The sequence below is a fragment of the Vibrio sp. S12_S33 genome, from assembly GCF_963889785.1.
In the GTDB taxonomy this organism is placed as follows: Bacteria; Pseudomonadota; Gammaproteobacteria; order Enterobacterales; family Vibrionaceae; genus Vibrio; species Vibrio aestuarianus.
Window position 1 is genome coordinate 77,200 of record NZ_CAWPQZ010000010.1, and the last position, 21,893, is coordinate 99,092.

A 21,893-nucleotide genomic window follows, 5' to 3' on the forward strand; every position below is an offset into this window, starting at 1 on the left:
TTATGGCTCCTTTTGTTGTTTATTGATTTGCCCTAATCGAACCAATAGCTGTCGATACAGTTCATCACTACAAGTGTCTCGCCACAATAGATAGCGCTGCCCACATTCTGAGTACAGCACAAGCACCATAAACGAAAATTGCAATGAGACCTTTTCAATAATAAATGTCTGTTCAAGCCACTGACATCTGTCATCCTTATGCAAGGTAACATCACCGCTAACACATGGAGGCAATAGATCGAATTGGTAACCCGCTGACAATAAGAAGATGATAAAGAAGAGAGTCGAAACAAGAGGAAGAGGAGAAATCAACAACGCCCATATGACCAACATCAACAATATGATATGAGCCAAACAGGCGAAATAAGAAGCTTGAAGTGTAAACTTAACGTACTTTGCTGAGGTTATGAGCGACAATCTTGTCCACCATAGCGGCATGCCCTAAATTTTCACTGCGACCATGCCCCATGATCCACATGAATAGATCTGGATCATCACACTCCAGTAGGGAAACGAAATCTCGTTGTTCAGTTTCACCAAGCGAGTCGAAGCATTCTTCAAAAAATGGCATTACAACCACATCTAACTCTAGCATTCCTCGACGGCAGGCCCACTTAATTCTTGCTTTTTCTTCAGTGGTGTACATCGGTTTTCCTCACCTTATGTTTATTTGCGCAGAGTGTATCAAGCGGATGGTAATTCAACTAGTAGATGAGTCACAGTCCCTGTTCAAGCTGACAAAAAAACTGAACCAGACTAACATAGTGTCTACATTTTACTTTTTAGGTAGACAAACATGGACTGGCAAAACGCATTTACACCTCTCTCAGTGACCGCCAATGACACGCTTCCCCCCTTAATGATGTCTCATCTCAATTCATGGGGAGCAATCACCATGAAGGGCGATGACAAAAAAGCCTATTTGCAAGGTCAAGTGACCTGCAACGTAGTTACCCTTGAGGAAACACAATCCACATTCGGTGCACATTGTGACGCCAAAGGTAAGGTTTGGTCAGTGTTTCGCCTTTTTCACCACAATAATGGTTATGCGATGTTCCAACCATTATCAGCGATAGAAGCAGAGCTCAACGAACTGAAAAAGTACGCGATTTTTTCAAAAGTAGAGATAAAACAAAGTCAAGATGTTGCTTTAGGTGTATTCGGTGACAACGCTGAACAATACATTAATGCATTAACTAAAGATCAAGGTGATGTTCGCAGTATTGAAGGTGGTAGCGCTGTAAAAATATCACCACAACGTTGGCTATTACTGATAACTGAACCTATCGCACAAAAGCTCATCAGCAGCAGTGATGCCACTAAAGTCAGCGAAGTACTTTGGACACGTTTTGATATCGAAGAAGGTATTCCGCTTATCACTCAAGTAGATCAAAGAGAACACATTCCTCAAGCGTTGAACTTGCAAGCGCTGAATGGAATTAGTTTTAGTAAAGGTTGTTATACTGGTCAAGAAACAGTAGCTCGCGCTAAATACCGTGGTATCAACAAACGGGCCATGTACCTTGTGCAAGGCAATACCGAGCAAGCATTGAACAGTGATGAACCCATTGTATTGGAGCGTTCGGTCGGTGAGAATTGGCGTAGTGTTGGGCACTTACTCGCCTATTATACCTTTGCCGATCAAACAGCCATTGGCTTGATTGTGCTGCCTAACAATTTAGAAGATGACACTCAATTTCGTCTAGCTAATAAACCTAGCACTCGTTGGTTGATCCAAACGTTGCCTTATTCTCTTGAAGATGAATAACACATTCGATACACACATCACTCGTTATTTAACAGAGCAAGGGGTCTCTTATCGCCTAATGCCCCATCAAACTCCAGCGAAAACGATTGAAGATGCCGCCAAGCAGCGCGGCATTCACCCAAAGCAAATGGTAAAGTCGATAGTTTTAAAAGAGTTAGGTGGCCGATATGCACTCGCCTGCGTTCCGGGAAATAAAGCTGTTGATCCCAAAAAAGTACGCGCCATATTTCAGGGACGTCGTATGACCTGTGTGAATATCGAAGACGTTGCACTCATTACAGGCTACCAAGTAGGCACTGTCACGCCATTACTGCTACTCACATCAATGCCTATCATATTTGATAGGCAACTACTGAATGAGCAACAAGTAACTATCAGCAGTGGTACCCAAATGGCTGGAATCGCACTTCGCTGTCAAGATTTAGTCGCGCTTTGCCATCCAATTATCGCAGACATCGTCCGCTGAACAATGAAACAATGTAATCCATTACATTATTTCGTGAGCAATTCCGAAATACATTAAAATTGACGGTGAATTTTTAGTCAAAATTAAAACATAAATAGTCATTGCGAGTTTTTTAACGTACTCTTGCAGACGTTGGTCAAAGCATAATCAGAATGAACATTCTTTTGTATCCTTCACCAACAAAAAAGTGAATCCACTGATTGTTTCAGGACATCCACTTTTTGTGTAATGCATCTGTGACTATTCGCCCGCACATTTAGCGGGCATTTTTTTGTCAGAAAATTCACCAAAAATTATCACATTTAAATAAAATGCAACTATTATTAAAAGTGTCATATTGTTCGGGCTTAATAAGCACCGAGTAAAACAAGGGCAAGTTCATTAGCAAACCCTGTTTTGAGGAAAACATCACACGAACTTGGATATTTATCCAAAATTTTGCCAACAGCAGCACAAATATCCAAACAAGTTAGGCTTTACTGCATAATCCCCTATTAATATCACACTATTTTTAACGGGGGTTTAATATAATTTGCAGTGCAAGAACAATAGAAGGATCGTAGTATGAGACTGTTTAAGCGCTATACACCGGGGATGATTGCAAAACACGTAAGTCGTCTTTTTAAAGGAAGAATTTACATTTACGGTGTGGGAAAATTTGAATTTAATAATGGCAAATTGGTCTTGCCAGAGCGTGCAGAGAAACGCCATTTCCAAACAGTAAAAGAAGTGAATCAGGAAATAATGAGATTACGTTGCGCTTACGCTTGATGCAGTTTTAACGACAGAATTTACAAGGGTTGGCGATTTGCCAACCCTTTTGCTTTGTATCAAGTAATAACTTTAAGGTTCCAACAACACCATTTTGCTTTTTGCCAAATCAGGTAGGTGGCCTTTTAAACCTAATGCTCTCTTCATAATCTCGTCTTTTGCTCCGGGAAGATGGCCAGCTAAACGCATCCCAATACCTCGAATCAATTTCTTCGCTGGGTTGTCACCTTCGAACAAATCTTTAAAACCTTGCATCGCTGCTATCATTTTCGCCGCTTCCGCTTTACGCCAACGCTCATAGCTACGTAGATTACTCTTAGTCCCCACATCTTCACCTTTAGACCAAAGTGCAAGCACTTCTTGAGCTAAACTGGCGGCATCTAATAATCCGAGGTTAACGCCCTGCCCCGCAAGTGGGTGAATGGTATGTGCAGCATCGCCAACCAACGCAATACGCTCAAGGGCAAAGTCTCTTGCATAACGCATTTTTAGTGGGAAAGCCGCTCGTTCTCCAACCACTTCACATAGACCTAAACGGTGATCAAACTCTACAGTTAGCATCTTATTGAACTCATGCTCCGACAAATGTACCAAGCGTTCTGCGCGGCTTGGTTCCGTTGACCAAACAATGGAACTCATATGAGGATCATTCATCGGTAAGAATGCCAGAGGACCTTGCGGTGTAAAGATTTGTCTTGCCGTTGATTGGTGAGGCTCACTTGTGCGAATGTTAGCAACAATCGCACTGTGCCCATAATCCCAGTGAGTCAGAGGAATATCCTGCTGTTGACGGACCCAAGAATTCGCACCATCAGCTCCGACAACCAGTTTCGCCGTCAATGATTGCCCATTATCTAATGTCAACCAAGCCTCACTTTCACCGACAGCCAAAGATTGACATTTTGTTGGCATGTATAGCGTCACATTAGCCTGCTTTTTCACTTGCTCTAGCAGCGCTAACTGAATCACTCTGTTTTCGACAATATGTCCTAAGTCTGGTTGAGTCAGTTGGTTAGCACTAAATTCAATGCGTGCAAAACTGTCACGCTCCCATACTTCCATCGCAGAATAAGGTGCAGCACGGCGCTGCAAAATACCCGACCATGCATCAAGATTACGCAAAATCATTTCGCTAGAACGACTTAAAGCTGACACTCGTACATCGGGTAGTTCGTTAAGCTCACCATTGGGGACATTACCCTCGATCACGGCAATACGAAGATCGCTGTGCTTAAAGGAGGCCGCTAATGCTAAGCCGACCATTCCACCACCAACAATCGCAATATCAACGCTTTGCATCATATTCAAACCTTTTTATCGATTAACCACGCCGAGTGTACGACGCAGCAGAGGCATTTTTAGCCACGGTAAATTATCCATCATCGCCAGTCCTACATTTCGACCAATGCGAGTCGCTAACCAATCATTAGAAAACAGATGCACCAGTGATGAGGTCAAGGTAATCGTCGCTAATCTGTCTTGCTCGCGGCGCTGTTTAAAAGCATGTAAACCACGATACTCCCCCACATCACTCAATTGCTTGACCAGTTCATCGGCCAAACTAACTACATCTCGAATGCCTAAATTAAAACCTTGCCCTGCGATAGGATGTAAGGTTTGAGCCGCATTACCAACAATAGCAAAACGATGCGATATATTTTGCTCTCGGTAGCGTAATATTAATGGGTAACTGGCACGAGCACCCACTTTATTCATTTTACCTAAACGCCAACCAAATGCTTGTTGAAGCTGCAATAAGAAAGCGTCATCGCTTAAGCTGAGTATCTGTTGTGCTTTTTCTGGTGGTAAACACCACACTAAAGAGAGGCGATTATCACTCATGGGTAACAGTGCAACAGGGCCATCTGCAGTAAAACGTTCGAAAGCTCGTCCCTGATGCGGTTGCTGAGTCAGTACATTGGCAATAACAGCAACTTGCTCAAAATCATGCTCATATAGAGCTAACCCCACCTGTTCACAACAAGTGGAAATAGCGCCATCTGCCGCAACCAGTAATTTCGCCGCTATGTTTTGCCCATCAGCCAGTGTTACTACTACACTTTTCTCACTGCGTTCAACTTGCAGAACTGATTGGGGACAAAACAATTCAATGTTTGAACATTGCGCTATTTGCTGGGCATAAATCAGCCCGACATCAGCTAATTCAACCACATAACCCAACGCATCTAAACCCAATTGATGATGAGTTATATCCGTCATTCCCGCATGAGTACGATCTGACACGTGAATGTGTTCAATGGCGGTTGCTACCTTTTGTAGCGAATTCCATAAACTTAGGCGCTGTAGAATTTGCACCGTACCATACGACAAAGCAATGCAACGAGAATCAAAGCCTGGGTGAGCTTCACTATCGGCTTGATACGCTTCAACTACAGCAATGGTTAACTGACCTTGAGACAGGCGATCTAGCGCCAAAGCAAGTGTTGCACCAGCCATTGCGCCACCCGCAATAATCACATCAAATTGCTTCACAACAACCTCACATTAATGAATAGTTGGCTTAGTTTCTTGTACTGGTTTAATGCCAAATTCCGCATGAATGATCAGTACGCAAGCTTTGATGTGTTCGATCACTTGTTCCAATAGCTGGGCTTGCTCATTTAAATCGTCATCTTCATCAATGCCCAACTTGGCGATTTCTTCTAAATCCGCTAATGCTTCTTTAGATTCTGCAGATGCTTTTTTTAACGCCGTGCCCACCAATCCTAACCCAGAGATGAAGTGGTTCACCCAATCTGCGACGCCATCGACTAAATCAAATAAGCTAGCCCCTGCCTCATCATCTGGTAGTAACAAAGAGAGTTCGATATCTGAACCTGTGATTTCATTTTTGGTGATTTCAAGCGTTTGATCAGCAAGTGTCAATGCGCGATCCGGCCAACCCATACCATCATTGGTATAATCAAAAATCAAAGGCTGCCAGCTTTTGTCACTGAGGCTTAAGCCACCCGCAAGCATACCAGCGAGTAACCCGTGTAATTCAGCAGGGTTTACTGCAAGCGCCGCCGATTGAAGTTCAGTGGCAAAGGAAAGATAAGTTGGCAGTGTTTTTTCGCTCATGAGTGACTCATTCTAAAATCAAATAAACTTGATCCTACCACTTCGCTCCAACTGCGAAAATGCTCAAAGCACCAATTGTGAGTAGCTTTTGTTCAATTTGTCCAATTACTGTGTTTTTAGTCCCTCATTTTTATCGCTCTTGTCTGAAAAGCTTGAATCTTAGTGACGCTTTACCTATAGTTTCCACCTCGATGGTCATGTGAGTAGCACCATCTTAGACAGCGCGAAAAGAGTTCATCCATCATGAGTAATCAAGCGGTAGACGTAGAAATTTTAGGAAAATTGACTCGTGTTAATTGTCCATCAGGACAAGAGCAGTCATTGATCCAAGCGGCTCAAGATCTTGATAATCGATTGAAAGAGATGGCAGAGCGTACTAAGGTTACTAATGAAGTAAAACTACTGACCATTGCTGCATTGAATATTTGCTATGAGCTACAAACCAAGCAAAATGAAAGTGCAGGCAAACAGAATCAATTAACCGAGCGTATGGAAAAGCTCGCCGCATCATTAGATGATGTACTTAGTAAAGTAAAGCACGGACAGCAGTAGCATTACAGTAAAAACCAAATTTACCCTAGAGTGTTCGTCAGGCGGATTTAAGTCCCTGAGCCGATAAGCAACACCAAAGGGTTAGTATTTGGTAACTATTGAGCAAGCTCGGCTCGTACCGAGAAGCCTACGGTTATCATTGCTGATCCGCCTTGAACCAGCTGGTTCAAGGGCCAAAATCCTCAACGGCACTCCGGGGTATTCCTATGCAACTTTCTCGTCAAACCATTAGAAAAAACATTCGCCAACAACGTAACCAATTATCATCGGCTCAACAGCATAACGCTGGGCTTGATCTTGTTACTCAATTTTCTACGTTAGATGAACTAGATATAAGCCAACATATTGCCTTATATCTAGCAAGCGATGGTGAGTTAGACACTCAACCACTCATAGAATGGCTATGGCAACAAGGCAAATACACTTACCTTCCCGTTTTACACCCGTTCTCTGCCGGCCATTTACTGTTTCTTCATTATGATGCCAATACACCAATGGCAACCAATAAGTACGGTATCGCCGAACCCAGACTCAATCAGACTTTGGTCCTTCCAGTAAATCAACTCGATATCATCTGTACACCACTGGTCGCTTTTGATAAACAAGGTCAGCGACTCGGTATGGGCGGTGGATATTATGATCGAACTCTAGAGACGTGGTTTAAAACTGGAATAGGAGCACAACCGATTGGACTAGCCCACGATTGTCAATATGTTGAAAGCCTCCCAAGCCAAGCGTGGGATATCCCTTTACCTAAAATAGTGACCCCGAGCCGAATCTGGCAATGGGAATCGTAAATTATTGAGGCTATAATCGCGCCCGCTAAGACACGTTACCCCATTAATCGATATCAGGAGATTGGCATGACTCAAGATGAAATGAAAAAAGCCGCCGGCTGGGCTGCTCTAAAATACGTAGAAAAAGGCAGCATTGTTGGTGTCGGTACAGGCTCAACTGTGAATCACTTCATCGATGCATTAGGCTCAATTAAAGATGATATTAAAGGTGCCGTATCAAGCTCTATCGCCTCAACAGAAAAACTGAAAGGCTTAGGTATTGAAGTATTTGACTGCAATGATGTAATTAAACTTGATGTTTATGTCGATGGTGCTGATGAAATCAACCCAACCCGCGATATGATCAAAGGTGGTGGCGCAGCACTGACTCGTGAAAAAATCGTTGCGGCAATTGCCGATAAATTCATTTGTATTGTTGATGGTACAAAAGCGGTCGATTTCTTAGGCAAATTTCCATTACCTGTCGAAGTGATCCCAATGGCTCGTTCTTATGTTGCTCGTGAGCTCGTCAAGCTTGGTGGTGACCCAGAATATCGCCACGGTGTCGTCACCGATAACGGCAACATTATTTTAGATGTGCATGGCCTAAAAATTACTGATGCAAAAGCACTGGAAGATAAAATCAACGGCATTGCAGGAGTAGTCACCGTTGGTTTATTTGCTCACAGAGGGGCTGATGTGGTAATCACCGGTACTGCAGAAGGTGCAAAAATCGAGGAGTAACGCACATAATTGCGAAACTTTCCGTTATTTGATTACAAACGGTACCATTAGGTGCCGTTTTTCGTGGCTATCTTGCAGAAAATTATTCCTTATTCCGTAATTTTCTTACCCAAAACAAAAAAAGTTTGTTACTTTATTATTCAGAAGACGCACAGGGAAACGCTTATCTTCCTGCAAAATGGTTAATCATCCTCTTTATTTAACTTTTTTGCTCTATGTGCGCCGCATTTGCCCACCTTTCCATTTTAAGGACGAGAATAATGGCCAAAGTTTCACTGGAAAAAGAAAAAATCAAGATTCTGCTTCTTGAAGGACTTCATCCTTCTTCTGTTGAAGTACTGCAATCAGCCGGCTATACCAATATAGAATACTATAAAGGCTCTCTGGATGACGCAGAACTGCTTGAAGCGATAAAAGATACGCATTTCATCGGTATTCGTTCCCGCACAAATTTGACGGAAAAGGTCATTAATGCCGCAGAGAAATTAGTGGCTATTGGCTGTTTTTGTATTGGTACTAACCAAGTGAATCTTGACGCAGCAGCCAAGCGCGGTATTCCAGTATTCAACGCCCCATTTTCAAACACTCGCAGTGTCGCAGAGCTTGTTCTTGGTCAAATATTGCTTCTGCTACGTGGTATTCCTGAAAAAAATGCGCTGGCTCACCGCGGTATCTGGAAAAAAAGCGCCGACAATTCTTATGAAGCTCGTGGTAAACGCTTAGGCATCATCGGTTACGGCCATATCGGTACCCAACTTGGTATCATTGCTGAGAACTTAGGGATGCGAGTCTATTTCTACGACATCGAAAATAAGCTATCACTCGGCAATGCGACACAAGTTCACACCATGAGTGAGCTATTGAATAAATGTGATGTGATTTCATTGCATGTACCAGAGACTCCTGACACAAAAAACATGATGGGCAAAGAGGAGTTTGCACGCATGAAGCCTGGAGCCATTTTTATCAATGCGGCTCGTGGAACTGTGGTTGATATTCCAGCATTATGTGATTCTTTAGAGTCTGGTCATTTGGCTGGTGCGGCGGTTGACGTATTCCCAGAAGAGCCGGGAACCAATTCAGATCCGTTTGAAACACCATTGATGAAGTTTGACAATGTTATCCTGACTCCTCATGTTGGTGGCTCAACACAAGAAGCACAAGAAAACATCGGTATTGAAGTTGCTGGCAAGTTAGCGAAATATTCAGATAACGGTTCAACGTTGTCGAGCGTTAACTTCCCTGAAGTATCATTGCCAATTCATCGTAACAGTTCACGTTTACTGCACATCCATGAAAACCGCCCTGGTATTCTGACACAAATTAACACCATCTTTGCCGAAGAAGGGATTAACATTGCTGGTCAATATCTACAAACGTCTGCTGAGATCGGTTATGTGGTTATCGATGTAGAAACGGCACGCTCAGAAGAAGCATTAGCGAAACTGAAAAGCATTGCAGGAACAATTCGCGCGCGTATTCTTCACTAATCCGCACGTTGACAACATTCGCTACCTTTAAAGAGGATGGCGAATGTAGGAAAAAGTAAAGAGGCCACAATTGTGGCCTCTTTCATTGTCGATTGTTAACCAATCACGCTTTAAGTGCTCGCTCTCCGCGAGCAATGCCAACCACGCCACTACGCGCTACTTCGATAACATCAGTTACTTCAGATAAGGCCTGAATGAAAGCGTCTAATTTCTCGCTCGTTCCAGTCAATTGAACGGTATATTGTGATGCTGTGACATCAATAATCTGACCACGGAAAATATCAGCGGTACGTTTCACTTCGGCACGAGCAAAACCACTCGCTTTCACTTTAACCATCATTAACTCACGTTCAATATGCTCGAGCTCAGAAACCTCTTGCACTTTAAGCACATCAATCAACTTATGCAGTTGCTTTTGGATCTGCTCAAGTTGCATTTCAGTGCTCTTGGTTGTGATATTTAAGCGCGATAGCGTTTCATCATCCGTTGGCGATACGGTAAGTGATTCAATGTTATAGCCACGTTGAGAGAATAGACCAACAACACGAGACAACGCTCCTGGTTGGTTTTCCAATAATAGTGAAATAATATGTCTCATATTAGGTTCTCTCCGTTTTGCTTAACCACATTTTATCCATCCCTTCGCCTTTAATTTGCATTGGGTACACGTGCTCAGTTTCATCCACATTGATATCAACAAACACCAATCGATCTTTCATATCGAGCGCTTTTTTGAGGCCCGCTTCCAGTTCATCTGGTGTTGAAATGCGAATTCCGACGTGTCCATAGGCTTCCGCAATGGCAGCAAAATCCGGTACAGAACTCATATAAGAATTAGAGTGACGACCTTGATAAATGATGTCTTGCCACTGTTTTACCATGCCAAGAAAACGGTTGTTGAGATTGATAATTTTAACTGGGATATCGTATTGCAATGCTGTCGACAGCTCTTGAATGTTCATCTGAATACTGCCATCACCGGTAACAACAACAACCTCTTCCTCTGGCATAGCGAATTTAACACCCATGCCCGCCGGCAAACCAAAGCCCATCGTGCCTAAACCACCAGAATTTATCCATCGACGCGGCTTATTGAATGGATAATACAATGCCGCAAACATTTGGTGCTGACCGACATCCGATGCGACATACGCATCACCATTAGTTAGTCTATGTAAGGTTTCAATAACCTGTTGCGGTTTAATCCGTTCACTAGAGGTTTCATAAGTAAGGCATTGACGATCACGCCACACTTGGATCTCTTGCCACCATTGTTCAAGCGCTTGCTCATCATTGGTGCCACCTTGTTCCACCAGCAAATTGAGCATGGTTTCTAATACTTGATCAGCTGAACCAACTATCGGTAGATCAACCGGAACGTTTTTAGAGATTGACGATGGATCAATATCGATGTGCATGATCTTCGCATTAGGACAATATTTCTCAAGGTTATTAGTGGTACGGTCATCAAAACGTACCCCCACACCAAAAATTAAATCAGCGTTATGCATAGCCATATTTGCTTCATACATGCCATGCATACCAAGCATACCTAACGCATTTTTATGAGTTCCCGGGAAAGCACCTAACCCCATTAATGTACTCACAACAGGTAAATTTAGTGTTTCTGCTAGTTTTAGAATGTATTGATCCGCCCCCGAAATAACAGCACCGCCACCAATATATAACACTGGTTTTTTTGCTTCTAATAATGCTTTCAACGCTTTTTTTATCTGCCCTTTATGACCAGACATTGTTGGGTTATAGGAGCGTAACTTGATTGATTCAGGGTAAGCGTATGGAAGCTTGAGCTGCGGGTTCATCACATCTTTAGGCAAATCAATCACAACAGGGCCAGGGCGCCCTGTGGATGCGATGTAAAAAGCTTTTTTAATCGTTTCAGGAATATCTTCTGCTTTTTTGACCAAAAAACTGTGTTTTACGATAGGTCGAGAGACACCCACAATATCACACTCTTGAAAGGCATCATTACCAATCAGGTTATTTGGCACATTGCCTGAGATAACGATCATTGGGATGGAATCCATATAGGCGGTAGCAATACCTGTAACGGTATTGGTTGCTCCAGGTCCAGAGCAAACTAACACAACACCAGCTTTGCCTGTTGCGCGTGCATAGCCATCAGCCATATGAGTCGCAGCCTGTTCATGGCGAACCAGTACGTGCTTGATTTGGTCGGTTTTGGCGTGCAGTGCGTCGTAGATATCAAGAACAGAACCGCCAGGGTAACCGAATATTTGTTCTACACCTTCTTCGATCAGAGATTGAACCACCATCTCTGCACCAGATAACATCTTTTCTTCCGATAACATTGCCATCTTTTCTCCTTACCAGTTGCCATTCACATGGTCAGTGAATTAATCTGGTTTTACATAGTCTAGGGCTTATTCGTAGCCTAATTCGAAAACTTTCCACTTTCGGCTATGTCTTGCTCTTGTCATAACAAAAAGCAAGGTAACGCAACAACTTTAACCCTTTCTTATCATCGGGTCTAACGTTCAATAGCGCACATTTCGGAGAATATCTGGTTGGAAAGGCTGAATTCAGATAACTATCTCGACCAAACACCAAAAATTAGTTCAATAATAATAAAATAAAATAAAATAAAGCGTTAAATTTCTCAACCAACACTACTGAACATCAAAAAAGTGAGTAGATTAAAGGAATCGAATCCTCTATCCATACCATTAAAACAAAAAAATCCCCCACAAATAGAAGACCTATCACTATGGAGGATTTTTAAACAACTGAATATTTATCTTAGATAAAATTAATCGCGTTTCGACTTTTCTTTGTACATTTCTTCAATTTCATTTTGATAGCGATCATTAATCACTTTCCTACGCAATTTTTGCGTTGGAGTCAGTTCACCTTTGTCCATTGAGAAAGCTTTCGGTAATAATTTGAACTTTTTCACTTGCTCAAACTTAGCCAGCTCTTTTTGTAAATCATTGACGCGCTTTTCTAGCATCTCAACCACTTGGTTGTTTTTAATCAGCTCAAGTCGGTCATGATATTTGATGTTTAGCTCTTTCGCATACTCTTCCAAACTATCATAGCAAGGAACGATCAAGGCCGAGACAAATTTACGCGTATCAGCAATGACTGCAATTTGTTCGATAAAATGATCTTTACCAATAGCGCCTTCAATCACCTGAGGTGCAATGTATTTACCGCCAGAGGTTTTCATTAACTCTTTAATACGGTCAGTAATAAACAGATTCCCTTGTTCATCAATATGCCCTGCATCGCCTGTTTTCAAAAAACCTTGCTCATCAAACGACAGTGCGGTTTCTTCTGGCATCTTATAATAGCCACGCATCACCATCGGACCACGTATCAATATTTCGTTATTTTCACCAATTTTGACTTGCGCACTAGGCATCGACATACCGATCGAATCAGGGTTGAAACATTTATCATCCCAACATGATACCGTAGCCGTTGTTTCCGTCATTCCATAGCCAAGTTTTACGTTGATGCCGATCGCATGGAAAAATCGCCCAATCGTTTCATCTAACTTAGCGCCACCACATGGCATAAAGTTAATATTTCCACCAAGCAAAGCACGCAATTTTGATAACACAAGTTTGTCAGCAAGGGCGTAGCTTTTCTTAAGCAACAACGAAGGTTGACGATTTTCTTGATGACATAACGCCATCTTCGCCCCCATATTCACCGCCCATGTGAAAAGTACTTTTCTAATCAAAGGTGCTTTTGATACTTTTTCATGAATGGCTGAAAAGATTTTTTCGTAGAAGCGCGGTACTGCGCACATGACGGTTGGCTTTATCTCGCCCAAAGCATCACGTACCTGCATGGTATCTTGCAAATAGCAGTTAGTTGCACCGCTATATAGAATATAAAAAGTCCAAGCACGTTCAAAAACATGTGACAACGGTAAGAAACATAGTGAGACATCATCGTTAGAGATATTTAATCTCTCATCATGTCCCTCAAGCTGAGCGGCAATGTTAGCGTAGTCAAGCATGACGCCTTTCGGCTGTCCTGTTGTGCCAGAGGTATAGATAAGTGTCAGCAAATCATCCATATTGAGCTGCTCAAGGCGAGCGCCTAATTCAGATTGCTGCTCCTCTGCCGACGATTCAACAAAAGAGTGCCAGTGAGTTGCAGAGGCAAACCCTTTAAGATCAATGTTATCACTCATGGCGATAATCAATTCGAGCTGTTCACACTCGTCAAAAAAGCTCATCGCTGCATCGTATTGTTCCTGTTCACCAACGAACAGCACTTTTACATCAGCATCTTGCACAATATAGCTAGCTTGATCAGCAGTATTGGTTGGGTAAATAGGAACGGTTACCGCTCTAAGCTGTAACGAAGCAATATCCGCAATGGTCCATTGCGGCATGTTGTTAGAAAAAATCCCGATCTTATCTTGGATTTTTATCCCTTGAGATAACAGTGCAAGCGACATCGCGTCAATACGTTGTCCAAATTGCTTCCAACTAATCCCGTGCCACTCTTTATCTATTTTGTGTTTTAGAGCAACGCGGTCACAGCCTTTAGCTATCTGTTCACGAATTCGTTTTACGATATGAAAATTTAAATTGGGCATCATTTTTACCTATGGCTTACACATGTAAGCTTTTTGAGCGCACAAGTGTACATTTGAAAGCGAAAAAGGCAACTGACGGATATCAAACTTATCAATTAATTCTCCATATAAAAAAGCCTTGAACTAGCATTTCTAGTTCAAGGCTAAAGAGACGTCAGGCTAGTATCAGCAAGCCACTAAGTTTATACAGTAAGCCTAGTTTAATGCGACAACTTCACCACAAATCATCATCAATTGATCTCGTAACCAAATGTGACCTTTGTCTTTTTCGCTTGATTCATGCCAGCTCAGATAGCCACTGATTTGCCCATTTTCAAACGGGAAGTCTAGAATTTGTAGCTGATCGCGATTAGCTGCATTTTCTACCATCCAACGAGGAGCAATCGTCACCAATTCAGACTGACCAACCACATAAAGAACATTACTTAAGCTTGTGCCTTCATAATACGGCACACATTCTAGTTCACGATAAGCTTGTTCAGAGAAGCTACGTTGACCATGAACTCGAGATAATTTGGCATGCTTTTCGTTAAGCAGTGTTTCCGGAGTAACCAAACCATCAATGCGTGGGTGAGATTTTGCAGCGACCACCACTAATTCATCTTGGAAAATTTCGGTACTTGAGAAACCTTGCTCATCAAAGCGAGCATAATCAATCACGAAATCAATTTCTTGATAACGCATACGCTCAGCTAATAAACGGTCAAATTCCGCATCAAGATGGAGTTGTACTGATGGTGCCTGCTCATGCACTGAAGACATTATTCTTGGAGCAAAACGCATATCACAAGGGCTGCAAATCGCCAGTTTGAATAAACGAGTCGAAGTTTCTGGAGAAAACACAGAGCTTGGAAGCTCATTACGAATAAGTTGTAGTGCTTGGCGAATCGGACCAAACAATTGACGAGCACGTTGTGTCGGTTGAATACCTCGACCTTGGCGCATGAACAACTCATCATTAAACATCACTTTTAAACGTGCAACAGCGTTACTTACTGCTGGTTGAGACATACCCAAATTGTGGGCTGCACGAGTAATATTCTGTTCTTGCATTACTGCATCAAAAACAGTCAGCAGGTTTAGATCCACACCACGTAATGTGCTTTCCATGCGGTAACTAGCAATAGCGCTCATTGCATCTTTTTTATCTAACATTTGGGGACGCCTCTTGTTGTTATCGTCAACATAGTCAAAGTTAATATCTTAGAAAGAGATAACCTGTGATTGTTATACATACCCAGCAATGACTGGGCCGGAGGCTACTATCTGCTAAGCATTTATCGATTAGCAACAAGATTGATAAAATATCAGTTTTTTTTATCCATGCTTAAAGATTTCCTTTATTAATCAATATGATGGGTTTTTATAAAAAAGCGTAAAACACATTAATTTATACGTTTTACCAAATGCATTGAGCACACTTATTAATTGGCTTCCACACTTGAAGTTTATTCATAGGGTTGATTGATTGCAGTTTAAAATCAGAATCGTGGTCAATATTAGCTAAATTTAACATAGGTGGGAAAATCGACTTGTCGCCATAACAATTGACTCAAGTCATGATGATTATCCCACTGGCCTTGTTGTACCCATTCGACAATCGCTTTAGCAACATCAGGATAAGTCACTCGCTCAACTTGCTTATCATCTAACCAATCGCGTAATGCCGACGGGTCCAGAAAATCCATTGATGATGCAAGTCCTAGATTCTCAAGTGTCGCAACATTGCTTTGCTGTTCAAACTGACCAGTTAGTGGTTTAAGCAATAGTTTTTTGCCAATAGAAAGAGCTTCCGAAGGCAATTCAAAACCCCCATTGGCAATAACACCATCGCAACGATGTAGATGATATTGAAAACCTTGATGGCACAGTGGACGTAGCTCTACATTTTCAATATGGCACTCTTCAACTACTAATGGGTGATAACACACAAATGCTTGTTTTGAAAAACGGCACAGCAGTTCAAGCATGTCATCAACATTTTCAAAGGGAAGATAGACTAAAATAAAATGTTCGTTAGATGTATGTTGCTCTGAACGATAAACAATAGGAGGAAGGATCGGTTGGTCAAAATGATACCAATGCAACCCGAGATAGTAATCAGCAGGTGCAAAGCGTCCAATGATCGTCTTATCCAACCAACTCGCCCCTTTGATTGGTACTTGATGACGAAAAGCATTTTGATGGCTTATGCCTATACACGGTATACCTTGCCGTTTCGCTGCCCATGCTGAAATCGGTTCAAAATCATTAATTACTAAATCATACCCTGAAAGGTCTAACTGGCGGACCTCATTGTAGAATGTCATCAAATTATTATTGAGCGCCGTTTTAACATAGTTGACTTGTCCTTGCTCTGTTTCAAAAGTAAAACCACGCCGGGTTTGATAATCACCAAAGCTCTCCATCGAAAAATATTTTGCCTTATCTCGACCAGAAAAAAGAAATTGCACTTCAATATCTGTCTGTTTAAACGCTTCACTCATGACTCGAGAGCGAGCAATATGGCCATTTCCTGTACCTTGCACTCCATACAAAATTTTCAAACCGTTCTCTCCACCAGCCATAAAGCAATATGCACACTACTCACGCCAAGCACAGCACCAATCACAATATCAGTTAGAAAATGGACCCCAAGTAAAATGCGAGATACGCCAATTAAGCATGCCCAAGTGATAGCAAAATCGTAGCTATGGGGATAATAGTGACCAATTAAAGTCGCGATAACAAAACCCGCCGCAGTGTGACCTGATGGCAAACTGTAGCGGTCTGAGGGGGTAATAAATGCAGTAAAAGATGGGGAAAATTCTTCAGGCCGACGGCGTTGAAAGCTATTTTTTAGCGCCCAATAAATGGGAAGTTCAATTGCAAACGCAATTAAACCGACAATCAGGAAGAAAGATCCGTGGATAGGATCTAACCGCCATGCGATTCCTCCCAGCACTGCATATAAATGCCCATCTCCAGTATGAGAGATAGCCTTACTAACCTGAGCTACGGGTTGATTAAAACGATGTTGTAAGCAAAATAGCGAAAACGCTACGTCAAACTTAATGATCTGTCCGATGGCACGCATAAGTGACTCCTGTCATCTAATAAACGTCGTACGCTCTAAACGTAAAAGTTTAAAATGACAAATGCGTGATCATTTGTTTGAAAATGAATGAATTTACATTACACCCCCCTAGCCCTTCCCTTCACAAAAGAGCTAGAGATACACTTTATCGATAAGGCTTAAAAACGTTGGTGTTTCTTAACCAAGCCCCAATCCGCTAAAATTGCGTACGCCGCAGGCACCATAAACAGCACCAGTAACGTTGAGGCAAAAATACCGAACACGATAGAGATAACCAGCGGCTGAATAACTTGAGCTTGCAAACTAGTTTCCGATAGTAAAGGCAGCAGCCCTGCGGCAGTTGTGACCGATGTTAGAAATACCGCGCGAAATCGTTCTCGACTCGCTTTAACCACTGCATCATGTACTGATTCACCGTCATCAACATGGTGACGAATGTATTGCACTAACAAAATAGAATCATTCACCACTATCCCTGCCAATGAAACAAAACCCATAATGCTCGGCATGCTGAGCGAATGACCAAGTAATAAGTGCCCCCAAACCACGCCAATAAAGGCCAGTGGAATTGCCGTCATCACGACCACTGGCTCTAAATAACTGCGAAACTGATAGCTGAGAATCGCAAACACACCAAATAACCCTATCAAAAAACCTTTACCCATTGAACTGCCGGTCTTAGCGGTGTCTTTAGCTTCACCCTCAAAATCAAAACGCAAACCTGGATATTTCGCGATTAAGCGCGGTGCTTCATCACGCTGAAATTGCGCAATAATTGCCGATGAGCTGGCTTTACTGTTTTCTATATCACCAAAAACACTGATCGTTCTTAGACCATCAACTCTTTGAATACGTACATAATTACGTTGAAATTGCAGTGTCGCAATCGATGCTAAGGGAAGTTGGCTACCATCCGACATGATAATAGGAAAATTGGCCAACTGCTGAAGATCGGCCGCCTCTAGCTTATCTAAACGCACTTCGATGGTGATATTCTCAACCCCCAGCTGTATTTCATCAGCATTTTGCCCAAAGAACGCAGAACGTAATTGCCCAGCGATCATTTGCCCATTCACGCCATAACTTTCAGCGCCAGGTAGCAATTTCACTAAAATCTCTTCTTTGCCCATACGCATATCGTCAAGTACACCGTGCACTCCATCAAATTGATTCAGGTATTGTTGAATATCTAAAGATGCCGCTTTAAGTGCGGCTAAATCATCATGCTTCGCACGGATTTCAATCGCTCTTCCTCCCGGCCCCATGGTCGGCTGTTTGTAAACCATGGAAATAGGATCCGCGATCTCTCCTACATCTTGTCGCCAAGCGTCAATAAATTGATCAATTAAGGTATTGCGACTTTCAGCACCAAGTAAATCCAGCCTCACTGTTGCAAGGTGTGGCCCTGACTCATTTGCATCACGGTTTACATTAAATTGAGTGGTAATATGCTCAACAAGGTTAACTCCATTTTCTACTTTTTCACTCCACTCGTGGTTGAGTCTCTGAGCTGAATCAACCACTTTTGCCACCACTTTTTCTGTTTGGCTCAATGAAGATCCTGGGGGCAAAATAATTCGTACTTCTGCGATATCACCATCCATTTCAGGGAAAGGCTGAAACTTCACTACCCCGCCGACAATCAATGCAATCGAAACAAGCAGCAAAGCAAACACCGCACCTAGAAAGGCATAACGAAATTGAATAACTTTTTCGACAGCGTTCACCAAAGTGGTGTTACGGAATCGTTCAAAATGCTCCAGTAGCAACAGTTTAAATTTGAAAACTTGGTGCTCTTTACGCTCCTTTTTTAAGGAGTGGGAAAGGTGATTAGGTAAGATAAGAAAAGCTTCAACCAAACTAAGAGATAGCACTAAAATTAATACTTGCGGCACGGCTTTTAACACAGCGCCCATTTCACCATCGAGAAATAGCAGGCTGCCAAAAATACAAACAGTGGTCAAAAATGAGGATAATATTCCGGGCAAAACCTTATTGACACCATTAATAACTGCCTCATCCACTTTTTGTCCTCGTTCTAGGTGAGCAGCAATGGATTCAGCAATCACAATCGCATCATCCATCATGATGCCGATCGCCATTAACAGCCCAACCAATGACATGATGTTGATTGACAAACCAAGGTTTGCCATTAGAAATAACCCACCAAGAAAGGCAACAGGCAGACCAGCTGCAACCCAAAATGAATAGCGAAAGCTAAAAAATAGCCACATGGTGGCAAAAACTAGCACAATCCCCTGCCAACCATTACGCACCATCATCGTCAGACGATCCCACAACACGGATGAGAGATCATTCGTCATCTCTAAGCTGACACCATCAGGAGCAAGTTGGCGTTGATCCTCAACAAATTGGCTCACCCGCTCTTTGATGCGCAGTGCATCATCTTCTTTATTTTTACTGATCTTGAGCAGTGCTGAGGCTTTGCCATCAAACAGCACTTTTTGCTCATCAAGTTCAAAGCGATCCGTAATGATCGCAATATCTTTCAGGCGAATCATCGACCCATTATCACCTGCAGCGATAATAATGCTTTCAAGCTCATGAGGTGTGACACGACGTTCATCAAAACGGATCAGAAAATTTTTGTCCTGAGTTTCGATATTTCCACTGGGCAGTTTGACGTTTTGTTTACCAATTTTCTCGGCAATATCACCCACGCTCAACTCCAATTGACGAATGGCCTGAGTATTAAGTTCAACTCGATATTGATGATCAGAAAAGCCGCTAACCGAAACCAGTGAGACGCCATAATCAAGCTTCAATGTGCGCTTTAGTTTTTCTGCATAAGCTTTCAGTTCAGGCCAAGTGGTGTTGGCTGTAATTGCGACGTCTACAACTGGCTCGTTCCAATCTAACTCCTGGACGACTGGCGATTCGATTTCCGTTGGAAAATCGTTAATCGAATTAATCTGTGTCTGCACATCAACCAGCATGCGACCAATATCAGCTTTCTCATTCAACTTAAGAATCAAACGCGCTGAACCTTCAATAGCTTCACAACGGGTTTCTTCGATATTCGCTAGCCCATCAACCGAATCTTCCATTCGCATACATAGACTTTCTTCGACTTCCTGTGGTGAAGCGCCAGGGTAAACAATACTTGCAGTAATATAATGTGGGTCAAACTCAGGGAAGGTTTCTCGTTTAATGGTCGGTAATGATACAAGACCAATTAACAACAATGACATCATCAATAAATTAGCGGCCGTTGGATGGCGAGCGAAGAATCGAATCATGAGATGCTCTCCTCAGTCTCAGATTCACGTAGCAACATACCTTCAATCGCAGGTAAGAGATCGTTTAAGATCAAGCGCAGTCCTTGCTCAAGATCACCGTCAATAATCACTTGATTATCGCGGCGATAAAGCACTTTGACTGGTTTAATTTGTAGACGCTGATCTTGATCTTTAATGTAAATTTTGTCGCCGTGTAACGCTCGCTCTGGAATAACCCAGCTTGGGTTCTCCTGTCCCTCAATTTCGGCTTTGACAAACATACCATTCACTAAAGGAGGCTGACTTGAAGGCTGCAAGTTGCGATAATCTTGCGCTATCTCTAAAATCACTCCGGCCGTTGCTTGGCTAGGATCAACCGTTTCACTGACTCGCGCCACTTTAGCAGACCAACGAGCACGCAAGTTACCGCTGTTGAGCTCAATATAGGCATTGATAGAACTCATATTCGGTAGAGGAATGCCGGATTCATCAAGGCTGAATTCGCCAATACTAGCCGCTAAAGTCTGCAAATCATGAATAGACAATTGCGCTTCCACTTCCATGATATCCATGCCATGAGCGACCACCATTATCTGTTGCACATTAACCACTTGATTCTGCTCAACTTCAACTTCGGCCACCCGCATTGTTTCAGGCAAAATAATACGGGTCTTTTCTAACAAGCGCTGTGCCTCTTCTAATTTGGACTGATTTACCTTGATCACCGCGTGCGCGACTCTCTTTTCATCAGGCATCAGTGATATCTGATTCTCAATTTCTTGGACCACTTTCTGCTGCGAGAGTGTGGTTTGAGTCTGTTGATCAAGATCAGATTGAGAAGTTAAACCACGTTTGAGTAAATTCTGTTTTCTCTCCAATTCTTTACGGCTAATATCTAAGCGATTTTTCTCAATGTTCAGCGTTTGTTTTAAATTCCACTCTTCTTGATTCAGCTTCGACAACGAGGTTTTACTGGATTGAAGGTCGGCCTCGGCTTGGGTCAACTTCAACTCATAATCGAGAGGATCAATGCGCAAAATTTCGGTACCTTGAGCCAACACTTGTCCCTTTTCTAGCCTCGGATATCGATACACCACTTTGCCCGAAACTTCAGCAATAGCCTTCCATTCAACTTTTGGGGAAACTTTGCCAAAACCAATTGCCAACGGTGCCATCGATCTCAACTCTAAAGGCACGGTTTCAACTAAGCGAGCACGATCAATCGCTGGTTTTACTGGTAAGTCAGAACGGAGATTGATAGCCAAAACCAAAATAACAACACCAACAGCGAAAGCAGGAAAGAAAAGAAGTTTGCGGTTAATGTTCATCA

The 21,893-nt window shown here is 42.5% G+C and carries 20 protein-coding genes and 1 other RNA gene; 8 read left to right on the forward strand and 13 right to left on the reverse strand.

Annotation, left to right across the window (positions count from 1 at the left end; genetic code table 11):
- A complete protein-coding gene (locus AACW06_RS06950) occupies positions 1 to 417 on the reverse strand; it encodes a protein YgfX (protein ID WP_192074534.1) in 417 nt (138 codons plus the stop codon).
- Complete coding sequence (locus AACW06_RS06955) at positions 386 to 646, reverse strand: FAD assembly factor SdhE (RefSeq protein ID WP_053310724.1); 261 nt, start codon at positions 644 to 646, stop codon at positions 386 to 388. The genes AACW06_RS06950 and AACW06_RS06955 overlap by 32 nt, the downstream gene beginning before the upstream one ends.
- Positions 647 to 796: 150 nt before the next feature.
- Between AACW06_RS06955 and ygfZ the strand changes: the two genes are divergently transcribed.
- From ygfZ to AACW06_RS06970, 3 genes are all read left to right on the forward strand, one after another.
- Positions 797 to 1,768 carry a tRNA-modifying protein YgfZ gene (ygfZ, locus tag AACW06_RS06960; RefSeq protein ID WP_192074535.1) on the forward strand — a complete coding sequence of 324 codons (972 nt, stop codon included), beginning with the start codon at positions 797 to 799 and terminating at the stop codon, positions 1,766 to 1,768.
- Positions 1,761 to 2,234, forward strand: a complete 474-nt coding sequence (locus tag AACW06_RS06965) for an aminoacyl-tRNA deacylase (RefSeq protein ID WP_192074536.1) — start codon at positions 1,761 to 1,763, stop codon at positions 2,232 to 2,234. The genes ygfZ and AACW06_RS06965 overlap by 8 nt, the downstream gene beginning before the upstream one ends.
- 564 nt (positions 2,235 to 2,798) lie before the next feature.
- Entirely contained in the window at positions 2,799 to 3,005 is a 207-nt protein-coding gene (locus AACW06_RS06970) for a DUF1107 domain-containing protein (protein ID WP_053310721.1), read from the forward strand.
- 72 nt (positions 3,006 to 3,077) lie between these two features.
- Here AACW06_RS06970 and AACW06_RS06975 read toward each other — a convergent pair whose 3' ends face one another.
- From AACW06_RS06975 to AACW06_RS06985, 3 genes are read right to left on the reverse strand one after another with little or no spacing between them, the layout of a single operon-like run.
- Complete coding sequence (locus AACW06_RS06975; RefSeq protein ID WP_192074537.1) at positions 3,078 to 4,307, reverse strand: FAD-dependent 2-octaprenylphenol hydroxylase; 1,230 nt, start codon at positions 4,305 to 4,307, stop codon at positions 3,078 to 3,080.
- 12 nt (positions 4,308 to 4,319) lie between these two features.
- A complete protein-coding gene (ubiH, locus tag AACW06_RS06980; RefSeq protein WP_192074538.1) occupies positions 4,320 to 5,498 on the reverse strand; it encodes a 2-octaprenyl-6-methoxyphenyl hydroxylase in 1,179 nt (392 codons plus the stop codon).
- Positions 5,499 to 5,510: 12 nt separating this feature from the next.
- The gene (locus AACW06_RS06985; RefSeq protein ID WP_192074539.1) at positions 5,511 to 6,086 is read right to left on the reverse strand and encodes a YecA/YgfB family protein; all 576 of its coding nucleotides are present in this window, start codon (positions 6,084 to 6,086) and stop codon (positions 5,511 to 5,513) included.
- A gap of 243 nt (positions 6,087 to 6,329) precedes the next feature.
- Here AACW06_RS06985 and AACW06_RS06990 point away from each other — a divergent pair, with 243 nt between their 5' ends.
- The 5 genes from AACW06_RS06990 to serA all read left to right on the forward strand — a co-directional run bounded on the left by AACW06_RS06990 (position 6,330) and on the right by serA (position 9,648).
- Positions 6,330 to 6,638 (forward strand): cell division protein ZapA, encoded by a 309-nt coding sequence (locus tag AACW06_RS06990; RefSeq protein ID WP_053310717.1) that lies wholly within the window; start codon positions 6,330 to 6,332, stop codon positions 6,636 to 6,638.
- A gap of 19 nt (positions 6,639 to 6,657) precedes the next feature.
- A non-coding RNA gene (gene ssrS, locus AACW06_RS06995) (6S RNA) lies at positions 6,658 to 6,842 on the forward strand.
- 2 nt (positions 6,843 to 6,844) lie between these two features.
- Positions 6,845 to 7,435: a 5-formyltetrahydrofolate cyclo-ligase gene (locus AACW06_RS07000; protein ID WP_192074540.1), complete on the forward strand. Its 591-nt coding sequence runs from the start codon at positions 6,845 to 6,847 to the stop codon at positions 7,433 to 7,435.
- A 66-nt stretch (positions 7,436 to 7,501) separates the two neighbouring features.
- Positions 7,502 to 8,158 (forward strand): ribose-5-phosphate isomerase RpiA, encoded by a 657-nt coding sequence (gene rpiA, locus AACW06_RS07005; protein WP_192074541.1) that lies wholly within the window; start codon positions 7,502 to 7,504, stop codon positions 8,156 to 8,158.
- A gap of 260 nt (positions 8,159 to 8,418) precedes the next feature.
- Positions 8,419 to 9,648, forward strand: coding sequence for a phosphoglycerate dehydrogenase (gene serA, locus AACW06_RS07010; RefSeq protein WP_192074542.1), 1,230 nt, complete (start codon positions 8,419 to 8,421; stop codon positions 9,646 to 9,648).
- 103 nt (positions 9,649 to 9,751) lie between these two features.
- Here serA and ilvN read toward each other — a convergent pair whose 3' ends face one another.
- The 8 genes from ilvN to AACW06_RS07050 form a co-directional block, all read right to left on the reverse strand.
- Positions 9,752 to 10,246 carry an acetolactate synthase small subunit gene (gene ilvN, locus AACW06_RS07015; RefSeq protein WP_053310713.1) on the reverse strand — a complete coding sequence of 165 codons (495 nt, stop codon included), beginning with the start codon at positions 10,244 to 10,246 and terminating at the stop codon, positions 9,752 to 9,754.
- A 1-nt stretch (position 10,247) separates the two neighbouring features.
- Positions 10,248 to 11,987, reverse strand: coding sequence for an acetolactate synthase 3 large subunit (locus AACW06_RS07020; RefSeq protein ID WP_192074543.1), 1,740 nt, complete (start codon positions 11,985 to 11,987; stop codon positions 10,248 to 10,250).
- A gap of 452 nt (positions 11,988 to 12,439) precedes the next feature.
- Complete coding sequence (locus AACW06_RS07025) at positions 12,440 to 14,248, reverse strand: AMP-dependent synthetase/ligase (RefSeq protein ID WP_192074557.1); 1,809 nt, start codon at positions 14,246 to 14,248, stop codon at positions 12,440 to 12,442.
- Positions 14,249 to 14,443: 195 nt separating this feature from the next.
- The gene (leuO, locus tag AACW06_RS07030) at positions 14,444 to 15,403 is read right to left on the reverse strand and encodes a transcriptional regulator LeuO (protein ID WP_192074544.1); all 960 of its coding nucleotides are present in this window, start codon (positions 15,401 to 15,403) and stop codon (positions 14,444 to 14,446) included.
- A gap of 344 nt (positions 15,404 to 15,747) precedes the next feature.
- Entirely contained in the window at positions 15,748 to 16,794 is a 1,047-nt protein-coding gene (locus AACW06_RS07035) for an MJ1255/VC2487 family glycosyltransferase (protein ID WP_337923297.1), read from the reverse strand.
- On the reverse strand, positions 16,791 to 17,324 hold the full coding sequence (locus AACW06_RS07040) for a phosphatase PAP2 family protein (RefSeq protein ID WP_192074546.1): 534 nt from the start codon (positions 17,322 to 17,324) through the stop codon (positions 16,791 to 16,793). The genes AACW06_RS07035 and AACW06_RS07040 overlap by 4 nt, the downstream gene beginning before the upstream one ends.
- A 158-nt stretch (positions 17,325 to 17,482) precedes the next feature.
- Positions 17,483 to 20,584 carry an efflux RND transporter permease subunit gene (locus AACW06_RS07045; protein WP_192074547.1) on the reverse strand — a complete coding sequence of 1,034 codons (3,102 nt, stop codon included), beginning with the start codon at positions 20,582 to 20,584 and terminating at the stop codon, positions 17,483 to 17,485.
- Positions 20,581 to 21,891 (reverse strand): efflux RND transporter periplasmic adaptor subunit, encoded by a 1,311-nt coding sequence (locus AACW06_RS07050; RefSeq protein ID WP_192074558.1) that lies wholly within the window; start codon positions 21,889 to 21,891, stop codon positions 20,581 to 20,583. Before AACW06_RS07050 ends, AACW06_RS07045 begins: the two co-directional genes overlap by 4 nt.
- Positions 21,892 to 21,893: the final 2 nt, after the last annotated feature.

Excerpts from the sequence above, each read along its gene's own strand:
- AACW06_RS06965 (WP_192074536.1), top strand. The coding sequence starts at position 1,761 with ATGAATAACACATTCGATACACACATCACTCGTTATTTAACAGAGCAA.
- AACW06_RS07000 (WP_192074540.1), top strand. The coding sequence starts at position 6,845 with ATGCAACTTTCTCGTCAAACCATTAGAAAAAACATTCGCCAACAACGT.
- AACW06_RS07025 (WP_192074557.1), bottom strand. The coding sequence starts at position 14,248 with ATGCCCAATTTAAATTTTCATATCGTAAAACGAATTCGTGAACAGATA.
- AACW06_RS07045 (WP_192074547.1), bottom strand. The coding sequence starts at position 20,584 with ATGATTCGATTCTTCGCTCGCCATCCAACGGCCGCTAATTTATTGATG.
- leuO (WP_192074544.1), bottom strand. The coding sequence starts at position 15,403 with ATGTTAGATAAAAAAGATGCAATGAGCGCTATTGCTAGTTACCGCATG.
- AACW06_RS06975 (WP_192074537.1), bottom strand. The coding sequence starts at position 4,307 with ATGATGCAAAGCGTTGATATTGCGATTGTTGGTGGTGGAATGGTCGGC.
- AACW06_RS06970 (WP_053310721.1), top strand. The coding sequence starts at position 2,799 with ATGAGACTGTTTAAGCGCTATACACCGGGGATGATTGCAAAACACGTA.
- AACW06_RS07040 (WP_192074546.1), bottom strand. The coding sequence starts at position 17,324 with ATGCGTGCCATCGGACAGATCATTAAGTTTGACGTAGCGTTTTCGCTA.
- serA (WP_192074542.1), top strand. The coding sequence starts at position 8,419 with ATGGCCAAAGTTTCACTGGAAAAAGAAAAAATCAAGATTCTGCTTCTT.
- AACW06_RS07020 (WP_192074543.1), bottom strand. The coding sequence starts at position 11,987 with ATGGCAATGTTATCGGAAGAAAAGATGTTATCTGGTGCAGAGATGGTG.
- AACW06_RS07050 (WP_192074558.1), bottom strand. The coding sequence starts at position 21,891 with ATGAACATTAACCGCAAACTTCTTTTCTTTCCTGCTTTCGCTGTTGGT.
- ygfZ (WP_192074535.1), top strand. The coding sequence starts at position 797 with ATGGACTGGCAAAACGCATTTACACCTCTCTCAGTGACCGCCAATGAC.
- AACW06_RS06985 (WP_192074539.1), bottom strand. The coding sequence starts at position 6,086 with ATGAGCGAAAAAACACTGCCAACTTATCTTTCCTTTGCCACTGAACTT.
- AACW06_RS06990 (WP_053310717.1), top strand. The coding sequence starts at position 6,330 with ATGAGTAATCAAGCGGTAGACGTAGAAATTTTAGGAAAATTGACTCGT.
- AACW06_RS06955 (WP_053310724.1), bottom strand. The coding sequence starts at position 646 with ATGTACACCACTGAAGAAAAAGCAAGAATTAAGTGGGCCTGCCGTCGA.
- ilvN (WP_053310713.1), bottom strand. The coding sequence starts at position 10,246 with ATGAGACATATTATTTCACTATTATTGGAAAACCAACCAGGAGCGTTG.
- rpiA (WP_192074541.1), top strand. The coding sequence starts at position 7,502 with ATGACTCAAGATGAAATGAAAAAAGCCGCCGGCTGGGCTGCTCTAAAA.